This is a genomic window from Neoalteromonas flava, from assembly GCF_002807685.1.
In the GTDB taxonomy this organism is placed as follows: Bacteria; Pseudomonadota; Gammaproteobacteria; order Enterobacterales; family Alteromonadaceae; genus Alteromonas_E; species Alteromonas_E flava.
Genome location: NZ_PEAX01000002.1, coordinates 1 through 11,102, shown reverse-complemented (window position 1 = coordinate 11,102; position 11,102 = coordinate 1). Strand labels below are relative to the sequence as shown.

Annotated in this window: 8 protein-coding genes, 2 tRNA genes and 2 rRNA genes; 11 read left to right on the top strand and 1 reads right to left on the bottom strand. The window is 45.8% G+C overall.

The window, feature by feature from the left end; genetic code table 11:
* Window positions 1–83 precede the first annotated feature (83 nt).
* From CSH92_RS03895 to CSH92_RS03885, 3 genes are read left to right on the top strand one after another with little or no spacing between them, the layout of a single operon-like run.
* Window positions 84–653 carry an LON peptidase substrate-binding domain-containing protein gene (locus tag CSH92_RS03895; RefSeq protein WP_100656325.1) on the top strand — a complete coding sequence of 190 codons (570 nt, stop codon included), beginning with the start codon at window positions 84–86 and terminating at the stop codon, window positions 651–653.
* 53 nt (window positions 654–706) lie between these two features.
* Window positions 707–1,321, top strand: a complete 615-nt coding sequence (locus tag CSH92_RS03890) for a sigma-70 family RNA polymerase sigma factor (protein ID WP_100656324.1) — start codon at window positions 707–709, stop codon at window positions 1,319–1,321.
* Window positions 1,314–1,976 carry a ChrR family anti-sigma-E factor gene (locus CSH92_RS03885; protein WP_100656323.1) on the top strand — a complete coding sequence of 221 codons (663 nt, stop codon included), beginning with the start codon at window positions 1,314–1,316 and terminating at the stop codon, window positions 1,974–1,976. The genes CSH92_RS03890 and CSH92_RS03885 overlap by 8 nt, the downstream gene beginning before the upstream one ends.
* 82 nt (window positions 1,977–2,058) lie before the next feature.
* On the opposite strand, the gene CSH92_RS03880 is transcribed toward CSH92_RS03885, so the two are convergent.
* Window positions 2,059–2,820, bottom strand: a complete 762-nt coding sequence (locus tag CSH92_RS03880) for an outer membrane protein assembly factor BamD (protein WP_100656322.1) — start codon at window positions 2,818–2,820, stop codon at window positions 2,059–2,061.
* Between the two features lie 147 nt (window positions 2,821–2,967).
* On the opposite strand from CSH92_RS03880, the gene rluD reads away from it, so the two are divergent.
* The 8 genes from rluD to CSH92_RS03840 form a co-directional block, all read left to right on the top strand.
* Entirely contained in the window at window positions 2,968–3,948 is a 981-nt protein-coding gene (gene rluD / locus CSH92_RS03875) for a 23S rRNA pseudouridine(1911/1915/1917) synthase RluD (RefSeq protein WP_100656321.1), read from the top strand.
* Window positions 3,941–4,684 carry a peptidoglycan editing factor PgeF gene (gene pgeF, locus CSH92_RS03870; protein WP_100656320.1) on the top strand — a complete coding sequence of 248 codons (744 nt, stop codon included), beginning with the start codon at window positions 3,941–3,943 and terminating at the stop codon, window positions 4,682–4,684. Before rluD ends, pgeF begins: the two co-directional genes overlap by 8 nt.
* An 80-nt stretch (window positions 4,685–4,764) precedes the next feature.
* A complete protein-coding gene (gene clpB, locus CSH92_RS03865; protein ID WP_100656319.1) occupies window positions 4,765–7,347 on the top strand; it encodes an ATP-dependent chaperone ClpB in 2,583 nt (860 codons plus the stop codon).
* 308 nt (window positions 7,348–7,655) lie between these two features.
* Window positions 7,656–8,480, top strand: a complete 825-nt coding sequence (gene pssA, locus CSH92_RS03860) for a CDP-diacylglycerol--serine O-phosphatidyltransferase (RefSeq protein ID WP_100656318.1) — start codon at window positions 7,656–7,658, stop codon at window positions 8,478–8,480.
* A 382-nt stretch (window positions 8,481–8,862) separates the two neighbouring features.
* Window positions 8,863–10,395: ribosomal RNA gene (locus CSH92_RS03855) — 16S ribosomal RNA — on the top strand.
* 75 nt (window positions 10,396–10,470) lie between these two features.
* Window positions 10,471–10,546, top strand: a tRNA-Ala gene (locus CSH92_RS03850).
* A gap of 1 nt (window position 10,547) precedes the next feature.
* Window positions 10,548–10,624, top strand: a tRNA-Ile gene (locus tag CSH92_RS03845).
* 387 nt (window positions 10,625–11,011) lie between these two features.
* Window positions 11,012–11,102: ribosomal RNA gene (locus CSH92_RS03840) — 23S ribosomal RNA — on the top strand; the annotation flags it as partial.

Sequence of the window (11,102 nt, the reverse complement as noted above, 5' to 3'; positions counted from 1 at the left end):
AATTAATGGTCGCTTAAATCCGATCCATGCTGGGACCTCGTGCGTAATGCTATTCAGTTAGATTCAAAAGAGGTGTCTCTGGCTTGCATACTTTACCTTTATTCCCATTGTCAGCGCATTTGCTCCCTGCAGGGCGCTTATCGCTTAGAATTTTTGAACCACGCTATATTCGCATGGTGAAAGAGGTATGCGCGTCTAACTCTGAATTCGTCGTGTGTATGCTCAACGCAAAGGGTGATAAGGAAAAAAATACGCACATTTATCCCATTGGTACGAAAAGTAAAATAGTCGATTTTGATGTGCTGGAAGATGGGCTGTTGGGCATAACCGTCGAGGGCTTGGAATGCGTAAATATTACAAATATTCAAACCCAAGCAGACGGGCTTAGAGTCGGTGAATGCAACGCTATTCACCTATGGAAAGAGGAAATTCCAGCAGCAGAAATTGAGCCTATGCATATCCGGCTAAAGGAAATTTTCGAGAAATATCCTGAAGTCAATGGCCTCTATCAGTCGCCTCAGTTTAACGACCCGGTTTGGGTTATCCATCGTTGGCTCGAGTTACTGCCAGTTGAGGCTGAGCAAAAGCAAGCATTCCTAGCGCAAAAAGATTGCAGCAAAGTGTTAGAATTTCTGCGACAATTAATAGACTGATCCATTGCTCTTTCTTCTGCGTACTAAATTAAAAAGCTGAAAAGAGAGTCATTATGCTAGTTGGTATTCCTGTGGAATCGAGCGACGCGAGACCTTCCAAACCGATAGAATGTGCTGAAGAGATGTCAGGCTACTTAGTTGAAGTGGCGTCTACGCGCAGTAAAACAGCGTTCGCTAAAATTTTCGGTTATTTTGCTCCTCGTTTGCGTTCATATGCGCTAAAACAAATGGGTAATGAAGCTTTAGCGATGGAGTTGGTTCAAGACACGATGTCAAATGTGTGGCAAAAAGCGCATCTCTTTAATGCTGAAAAGGGGTCGCCTTCGACTTGGATATTTACTATCGCGCGAAATATTCGATTTGATATGCTGCGTAAATTGCAAAATAGAAAAGAGGACATTTGTTCTGATGACTTATGGCCAGTGTTGTGCGAACAAACAGCAGATGCCAACGAAGTATCTTTAGAAGAACAAATGACTCTTGAGCAATTGGGGCACTTATTTGATTCTTTGCCGGTAAAGCAACGAGTGGTTATTGAGGCGATTTACATCGACGGCAAATCTCAGCAAGAGGTCGCCGATGAACTAGATATTCCATTAGGCACGGTGAAATCGCGTACTCGCCTTGCACTACAACGATTGAAAGACATGATAAAGCAGTATGATTAATTTTCACCCAAACCTTGAACATATCCGCCAGTTCGCAGAAGGCACACTTGCGCCCGCGAGTGCATTGTTGGTATCTGCGCATTGTGACATGTGCCCTCGCTGTATGGAGTTGGCGCGCAATGAAAATAGTTTGCTGGCGAACGAAGCCTTTTCGGCGAGTGAGGACGACCCTCGTTTGGACCGGATGTTAGGGAGTATTCTCGAGCAACCTGTCGCTGAGCATCAGGCAATCTCTGCACCTTTGATTGATACAATCGAATTGGACGGACGCTCCTTTAAGCTTCCTCGTGCTTTACAGCGCTACGCTAAAAGTACGGGTAATTGGTCGTCATTGGTAGGCAAGCTATGGCAAGCGCCGGTCGATCTTGGAGATATAGGTGTGGCCAATTTTATCTACATGGAAAAGGGCGGTCGAGTACCTGAACACACGCACAAAGGGTCTGAGTTGACCTTAGTTATTAATGGTGAGTTTAGCGATGGCATATCACATTATGATTCGGGTGACTTTATTGCGCTAACCGGAGAGCATACTCATGCCCCGTTTTCAGAAGCTGAAGAAGGGTGCTTAGTATTTAGTATCGTTGATAAGCCCTTGCATTTTACTTCGGGTCTCGCTCGTTTGCTAAACCCCTTTAGTCAGTTATTCTTTAAATAAAAAAAGCGTCGGTGAGACGCTTTTTTTATGTGTGAGACAATATTACATGCGGTACGAATAACACTCGCAGCGAATTGATTAATTAAATGAAGTCGCTGTTCGGATAATTTAGTTTGAGTGTTTTTATCGCATTTTCCTTTAACTCATCAAGACCTAACTGGTCATAACTAGCGACCATGATTTCTAAAGCCTGTTGAACTTGATTGGAATCAGGGTAATTTTCTAGCACGAAACGTCCTCGGTTAGCCGCTGCAACATAAGCTTGTCGGCGCATATAAAAGCGGGCGATTGCAATCTCATAACTTGCCAAGCGATTCTTAATATAAAGCATGCGCTTTTGTGCGTCCGCAGCATATTTACTGTCAGGATACTTCTCGATCAGGCGGCGAAAGTCCTCAAACGCTTCGCGTGATTTTGATGGGTCACGATCGGTGCGGTCAATATTCAACAAGTCTTGAAAAAGGTTATTGTCCGACTCCATATTGGTAAGGCCACGCATGTAATGCACGTAGTCAATATCAGAGTGATTTGGGTTTAAGCGAATAAAACGGTCAATGGTCGCAAGGGTTTGTTCTGCTTTGCCAGACTTGTAATGGCTATAGATGAGATCCAATTGTACTTGATGTGACAAAGGACCGAATGGAAAACGGCTATCCAAAGTACTTAATGTGGTTGCCGCGCCAGCAAAATTGCCTGCATCCATTTGTCTTTTGGCTTGATCATACATGGCTTGAGCGCCCTGATCAGCCGCTATAATTTGCTCTTCATTGTCCGACGAACTGCAGCCGGTAAGCAGTAACGTTGCAGAAAAACATGCAACCGAAAATAATCGTTGATACTTCATTAACTCTTCCTGTCTGGCACGCTAAATACATACCACTCAATTTTGCGACGTATTCTACCGCAATGCTTCATATAATTCCTACCGATAAACCCACTTCTCTGAGAATGATTTTTGTTATACTGCAACAAAGGCATAATTAAGGTTTTTATGAACGAAAAAACGTCTGTGGTTCAATTAGCCGCAGAAACAGATTTATCAGTGCACGGTCTTCGCTTAGATCAGGCAATTGCGAATTTGTTCCCTGAATATTCACGTTCCAAACTAAAAAGTTGGATCCTTGATGGTTGTGTAACCATTAATGGTGAGGTTTGTGTGACTCCGCGCCACAAGTTGCAAGGCTTTGAGTCTATTGAAATCGCTGCGGAAATTGCCGTTCAGGTAACTCACGAGGCACAAGAAATAGCGCTTAACGTGGTCTTTGAAGATGAACATATTTTGGTTATTGATAAACCTGCAGACTTAATTGTTCACCCGGGCGCGGGGAATCCAACAGGCACAATCTTAAACGCCTTGTTGGCGAGAGTGCCTAACATAAATACCGTACCTAGAGCGGGTATCGTACATCGCCTTGACAAAGATACCACTGGGTTGATGGTAGTCGCCAAAACATTGGAAGCTCAGACTCATCTGGTTGAACAATTACAATCTAGAACCATGAGTCGTGAGTACGAAGCGATTGTACTTGGCACTCTGGTCGCGGGGGGCTTAGTGGATGCTCCCATTGGTCGTCATCAAACCAAGCGCACACTAATGGCTGTTCGCGAAACTGGTAAGCCTGCGGTGACGCACTATCGAGTAATTAAAAAGTTTCGAGCCCATACGCATCTTCGACTTAAGCTTGAATCCGGGCGTACGCATCAGATCCGAGTGCACATGACACATATTAAACATCCGATTGTTGGTGATCCTGCTTACGGTGGGCGCCCACGTATGCCTAAAGGTGCAGCTGAAGAATTAATAGTTGGCCTGCGCAGTTTTAAGCGTCAGGCGCTGCATGCGGCTCAGTTGTCCTTGTATCATCCGGTAACTGAAGAATGGATGACATGGCAATCACCATTGCCAGATGATATGCGAGGACTCTTGGGGTTACTTGATGCTGATACGCAGGTCTTTGGCCTAGATGATTAAATCGGCTTCTATCCGATTACCCAATTGGTCACTACCACATGGGGTGACAGCGTTTTATACAACTCGAAAGGGGGGCGTCAGTAGCGGTGACTTCGGCACTTTTAATCTTGGTGCTCATGTTGGCGATGAGAAAACTGCAGTTATCGAGAATCGTAGTCGATTGCCGCACGCCGATAACATCCATTGGTTAGAACAAACGCACAGTAATGTAGCTATCGAGCTCCCTGCCAAATGCCATCTCGCCGATGCATCCTTTACTCATCAGCATGGACAAGCGTGCGCGGTAATGACAGCAGACTGTGTGCCAATCTTACTCACCGATCGGCACGCATCAACGATAGCCGCTGTGCACGCAGGACTGCAAGGCCTGCGCACCAGGATTATTGAGCATAGTGTTAATGCCGCATTCGCCAACTCAATGGCTGGTGACATCCTAGCTTGGATTGGCCCCCATATCCGCGCTTGTCACTATGAGGTTTCTGCGCAAGATTCACGTGAATTTAGGCACATCCCAAATGCAATTAAAACTGCGCAAATGGCCGATAAAGTGATGCTTAACCTTGAAGTGATCGCCCGCAAGCAACTTGAAGAACTGGGCATACATAGTATTTCCAGCAGTGCCGATTGTACCTATTGTGATGAAGAAAATTACTTTTCTTATCGGCGAGCTCGACATCATGGACAGAGCAACTGCGGTAGAATGGTAAGTGCAATCATGTTGTTAGATAAATCATAGAGTTAGCTGTATTAACTTGAATAAACTAAGATAAATACCCACATAGATAGTAAGTGATAAAACGTTTATAGGAAGATCATATGCGTTTAGACAGATTTACTAGCAAGTTTCAGTTGGCGATTTCCGATGCGCAATCTTTAGCGCTGGGCCGTGACCACCAGTATATTGAACCTGTACATTTAATGACGGCACTGTTAAATCAACAGGGCAGTGTTCTACGCTCGTTATTCGAGCAAGCCAATCTTAACGTCAATAGCTTGCGGTCCGCTTTATCTGAGGCCGTAGACCGATTACCCCGAGTCGATGGCATCGGTGGTGACGTTCAGTTGGCGAAAGAAACTGTAGTCCTGCTTAATTTATGCGACAAAATTGCGCAGCAGCGTAAAGACGAATACATCACCTCTGAGATTTTCGTACTGGCGGCGTTGCAAGATAAAGGAAAGCTCGGGCAGTTGCTCAAAGAAGCTGGTGCTTCGGAACAATCAATTAATCAAGCTATCGAAAAAATCCGTGGCGGACAAAAAGTCACTGACCCGAACGCAGAAGATGTGCGCCAAGCGCTCGAAAAATACACCACTGATCTGACTGAACGAGCAGAACAGGGCAAGCTTGATCCTGTGATTGGACGTGATGATGAAATTCGTCGTACTGTACAAGTTCTGCAGCGCCGTACTAAAAATAACCCGGTACTGATTGGTGAGCCAGGTGTGGGGAAAACCGCAATTGTTGAAGGGTTAGCTCAGCGGATAGTCAATGGTGAAGTACCCGAAGGTTTGAAAAATAAACGCGTTCTTGCGCTTGATATGGGAGCGCTGGTGGCTGGCGCTAAATATCGCGGTGAATTTGAAGAGCGTTTGAAAGCTGTGTTAAACGAACTTTCCAAGGAAGAAGGACGGGTTATTCTGTTTATCGATGAGTTGCATACCATGGTTGGAGCCGGTAAAGGTGATGGTGCAATGGACGCGGGCAACATGTTGAAGCCAGCATTAGCGCGTGGTGAATTACACTGTGTTGGTGCGACCACGCTAGATGAATATCGCCAATACATAGAAAAGGACGCTGCACTGGAGCGCCGCTTCCAAAAAGTACTAGTAGACCAACCTAGTGTCGAAGACACCATCGCTATTTTGCGTGGTTTAAAAGAACGCTACGAGTTGCATCACTCTGTGGATATTACCGACCCTGCCATTGTTGCGGCAGCGACTTTATCACAGCGTTACATTAGTGACCGCCAGTTACCAGACAAAGCGATTGATCTAATCGACGAAGCAGCATCAAGTATTCGACTGCAGATGGACTCCAAGCCAGAGGAAATGGATCGTCTTGAGCGCCGTATCATTCAGTTGAAACTAGAAGAGCAGGCGTTGGCAAAAGAAACCGATGATGCCAGCCACAAACGACTAGAAGTTATTGAACTTGAGCGCGAGCAATTGGAGCTTAAATACGCCGAGCTTGATAAAGTTTGGAAGCAAGAAAAAGATGCAATGCAGGGAACCCAGTCGATTAAATCGGAGCTTGAGCAGGCTAAATTAGATTTGGAAATTGCTCGCCGAGCATCCGACTTGAGTCGCATGTCAGAGTTACAGTATGGCAGGATCCCAGAATTAGAGTTGCGATTAGAAAGGGCGTCAGAGCATGAAAGCATTGAAACCCAGTTGCTAAAAAACAAAGTCACTGACAGCGAAATTGCGGAGGTCTTATCCCGTTGGACAGGGATCCCAGTATCCAAAATGTTGGAAGGTGAACGTGACAAACTTCTGCGTATGGAAGAAGCATTGCACCATCGCGTCGTTGGTCAGGATGAGGCGGTTACTGCGGTTTCCAATGCGATCCGCCGTTCGCGGGCTGGACTTGCCGATCCTAACCGACCCATAGGTTCATTTTTGTTCTTAGGACCAACCGGCGTGGGTAAGACTGAACTGTGTAAATCACTAGCGAATTTTATGTTTGATTCTGAACAAGCGATGGTGCGCATCGATATGTCTGAGTTTATGGAAAAACACAGTGTGTCTAGGTTGGTTGGCGCGCCCCCAGGCTACGTAGGCTACGAAGAGGGGGGCTATTTGACCGAAGCTGTTCGACGCAAGCCTTATTCAGTTATTTTATTAGATGAAGTGGAAAAGGCGCATCCGGATGTATTTAATATTTTGTTGCAAGTGTTAGATGATGGTCGCCTTACGGATGGGCAGGGACGGACAGTGGACTTTAAAAATACCGTAGTCATTATGACCTCAAATCTAGGTTCTGACATTATTCAAGACAAGCACGAAGAAAGCCAATATGACGAAATGAAGTCTTTGGTTATGTCTGTGGTTGGGCAACACTTCAGGCCGGAATTCATCAATCGGGTCGATGACATTGTGGTATTTCATCCGCTGGGACGTGAACAAATTAAGTCTATTGCACTTATCCAGCTTGCCGGATTACGTCAGCGTTTGGTTGATAAAGGCTATAAACTTGAAATAGCCGGAGCTGCGTTAGATAAAATTGCACAAGCCGGTTTTGATCCTGTGTTCGGCGCTCGCCCGCTGAAGCGAGCAATTCAAACCGAGATAGAGAACCCGCTTGCGCAGGCACTATTGTCTGGAAACATTGCACCAGATAGCGCTATACGCGTAGATGTGCAAGCGGATGAGTTAGTTATTACTTCCGCGGGATTGTGATAATTCTATCATTCTGTTTGGTTAAGCAGTTGTTCTAGCAACTGCTTGGCTTTTTCGCGATAGGCGAATACTTTCTCTAGTGGGTTTGTACTGCATACTTCATTTTTCCCAAGGTAGTTAATCCTTCGAGAGAGACATGTACTGTTCGTAAAAAGGTACACATTCCTTTATCTCTACTTTTATTGGTAAGTGTTCACCCTGTGTTATAGTAATAAATGTTTAGATAAATACTAGTTCAATCTCGTTTGTGTAATATGTGTGTTGCGAGCACTAGGTTTTTCGTATTAATCGGTTTTCCAGAGGAGTTTATGTCTCAAAACAAGCGTAAAGGTATTTATTTATTACCTAACTTACTGACTACGGCCGGTTTGTTTTCGGGTTTTTTTGCAGTTGTGTCTTCGATGAATGGGCGGTTTGAAGCGGCGGCTGTCGCCATTTTTGTGGCTATGATATTTGATGGGCTTGACGGTCGTGTTGCGCGTATTACCAATACTCAAAGCGAGTTTGGCGCTGAGTATGACTCTATGGCGGATATGGTTTCCTTCGGCGTGGCTCCCGCATTGGTTGCCTATAACTGGGGTTTAACTGAAATGGGTAAGCTTGGTTGGCTTGCTGCCTTTATATATGTCGCCGGTGCTGCGCTTAGATTAGCTCGCTTTAATACACAGGTAGGTATCGCAGATAAGCGCTTTTTCCAAGGTTTGGCAAGTCCCGCAGCGGCAGCCGTAGTAGCAGGACTAGTCTGGGTCGGCGTTGAATATCAGGCTGATGGTACAGACTATGGAATAATTGTAGCGATTATTACCGGACTGAGTGGATTATTAATGGTCAGTAACTTCAAGTATAACTCTTTTAAAGAAGTGAATTGGCACGGGAAAGTCCCATTTGTAGCCTTACTTCTAATAATGTTGATATTTGTGGTTGTTGCGACTGAACCCGCTTTAGTACTTTTTGTTGTCTTTTCTTTATATGCATTGGCAGGTCCAATCAACACGTTTAGAACAGTTGATAAAGTAACACTAGAGGACGTTGTGGGTGATCATGAAGAAGATGCGGACTTTCTTGAGACAAGTTCAAAATCGTCAGAACCTGTAGAAAAAGCACAAAAAAACAGCGAACCGAACAAAGACTGAACAGTTGACTGGTTTTTTTCAACTTTTTTTAAAAAAGCGGTTGACCTGAGAAGTTAGGTCTGTAGAATGCGCGCTCGCTTCAACGGGAAGACGAAATAAACAAATCAACGGCAACGCCAATGATTTGACGCAATCCCTTAGCTGAAGCGGGTTTCAAGCAAATCGCTGAAAATAAAATTTCAAAAAAAATGCTTGACTCCCAGATGCGACAATGTAGAATGCGCATCCCGCTTGAGGAGAGTCACAAAGACGCCGCAAGCCGCAACGAAAGTTGCATCGCTCTTTAACAATTTATAACAAGACAATCTGTGTGGGCACTCGTTAAGAGTGTCACAACGACAATTTATTTTTAGTTTCTGTTTACAGAAACGACGCAAGTATTCAATTGAAGAGTTTGATCATGGCTCAGATTGAACGCTGGCGGCAGGCCTAACACATGCAAGTCGAACGGTAGCAGAACTAGCTTGCTAGTTGCTGACGAGTGGCGGACGGGTGAGTAATGCTTGGGAATTTGCCTTTAGGAGGGGGATAACAGTTGGAAACGACTGCTAATACCGCATAATGTCTACGGACCAAAGGGGGCTTCGGCTCCCACCTATAGAGGAGCCCAAGTGAGATTAGCTAGTTGGTGAGGTAAAGGCTCACCAAGGCGACGATCTCTAGCTGTTCTGAGAGGAAGATCAGCCACACTGGGACTGAGACACGGCCCAGACTCCTACGGGAGGCAGCAGTGGGGAATATTGCACAATGGGGGAAACCCTGATGCAGCCATGCCGCGTGTGTGAAGAAGGCCTTCGGGTTGTAAAGCACTTTCAGTTGTGAGGAAAGGTTAATGGTTAATACCCATTAGCTGTGACGTTAGCAACAGAAGAAGCACCGGCTAACTCCGTGCCAGCAGCCGCGGTAATACGGAGGGTGCAAGCGTTAATCGGAATTACTGGGCGTAAAGCGCACGCAGGCGGTTTGTTAAGCTAGATGTGAAAGCCCCGGGCTCAACCTGGGATGGTCATTTAGAACTGGCAGACTAGAGTTTTGGAGAGGGGAGTGGAATTCCAGGTGTAGCGGTGAAATGCGTAGATATCTGGAGGAACATCAGTGGCGAAGGCGACTCTCTGGCCAAAGACTGACGCTCATGTGCGAAAGTGTGGGTAGCGAACAGGATTAGATACCCTGGTAGTCCACACCGTAAACGCTGTCTACTAGCTGTGTGTGTATTTAATACGTGCGTAGCGAAGCTAACGCGCTAAGTAGACCGCCTGGGGAGTACGGCCGCAAGGTTAAAACTCAAATGAATTGACGGGGGCCCGCACAAGCGGTGGAGCATGTGGTTTAATTCGATGCAACGCGAAGAACCTTACCTACACTTGACATGCAGAGAACTTTCCAGAGATGGATTGGTGCCTTCGGGAACTCTGACACAGGTGCTGCATGGCTGTCGTCAGCTCGTGTCGTGAGATGTTGGGTTAAGTCCCGCAACGAGCGCAACCCTTGTCCTTAGTTGCCAGCATTAAGTTGGGCACTTTAAGGAGACTGCCGGTGACAAACCGGAGGAAGGTGGGGACGACGTCAAGTCATCATGGCCCTTACGTGTAGGGCTACACACGTGCTACAATGGCATATACAGAGGGAAGCGAGACAGTGATGTGGAGCGGACCCCTTAAAGTATGTCGTAGTCCGGATTGGAGTCTGCAACTCGACTCCATGAAGTCGGAATCGCTAGTAATCGCAGGTCAGCATACTGCGGTGAATACGTTCCCGGGCCTTGTACACACCGCCCGTCACACCATGGGAGTGGGATGCAAAAGAAGTAGCTAGTCTAACCTTCGGGAGGACGGTTACCACTTTGTGTTTCATGACTGGGGTGAAGTCGTAACAAGGTAACCCTAGGGGAACCTGGGGTTGGATCACCTCCTTACCTTAAAGTCGATGGACGCACTTGATGCAGTGCTCACACAGATTGTTTTGTTATGAAAAGAACGACCATACTTATGGGGCTATAGCTCAGCTGGGAGAGCGCCTGATTTGCATTCAGGAGGTCAGCAGTTCGATCCTGCTTAGCTCCACCACAGGCTTGTAGCTCAGCTGGTTAGAGCGCACCCCTGATAAGGGTGAGGTCGGCAGTTCAAGTCTGCCCAAGCCTACCATTTACTGTTGTATAATAATTGGTACGGGTGGAAAGTGATCGATGGTTGTCAGGTAAGAGCCTTAATGAATGATGAAAATTATTGATTAAGGTTTTTTTAAGCCTTGAATCTGTTCTTTAACAATTTGGAAAAGCTGATATTAATTTAATCCAAGAGTAACTGATTGAATTGTTATTTATTAAATGACGGTTCTTTCAAGCGAAACTTGTATATCGAGCAAATTAGTTTGCTGCAAAGAGTACTGTAAGTCCTCCTTGCGCAAATGTCGCGATGAAAGCTAACGCAATCATCACGAATTTGCACGTAACGATTAGCGATTGTCACGTTACGGCCTGGCGAAAGCCACTGATAGTCTGGAGTCAAAAGGCAGACATATTAGGGTTGTATGGTTAAGTGACTAAGCGTATACGGTGGATGCCTTGGCAGTTAGAGGCGATGAAGGACGTGTAAGTCTGCGAAAAGCTGTGGTGAGCTGACA

What these genes read in the sequence shown, in the direction of transcription:
- rluD (WP_100656321.1), top strand. Translation starts at nt 2,968, where the DNA reads ATGAACGAAAAAACGTCTGTGGTTCAATTAGCCGCAGAAACAGATTTA.
- CSH92_RS03890 (WP_100656324.1), top strand. Translation starts at nt 707, where the DNA reads ATGCTAGTTGGTATTCCTGTGGAATCGAGCGACGCGAGACCTTCCAAA.
- CSH92_RS03880 (WP_100656322.1), bottom strand. Translation starts at nt 2,820, where the DNA reads ATGAAGTATCAACGATTATTTTCGGTTGCATGTTTTTCTGCAACGTTA.
- pssA (WP_100656318.1), top strand. Translation starts at nt 7,656, where the DNA reads ATGTCTCAAAACAAGCGTAAAGGTATTTATTTATTACCTAACTTACTG.
- CSH92_RS03885 (WP_100656323.1), top strand. Translation starts at nt 1,314, where the DNA reads ATGATTAATTTTCACCCAAACCTTGAACATATCCGCCAGTTCGCAGAA.
- clpB (WP_100656319.1), top strand. Translation starts at nt 4,765, where the DNA reads ATGCGTTTAGACAGATTTACTAGCAAGTTTCAGTTGGCGATTTCCGAT.
- pgeF (WP_100656320.1), top strand. Translation starts at nt 3,941, where the DNA reads ATGATTAAATCGGCTTCTATCCGATTACCCAATTGGTCACTACCACAT.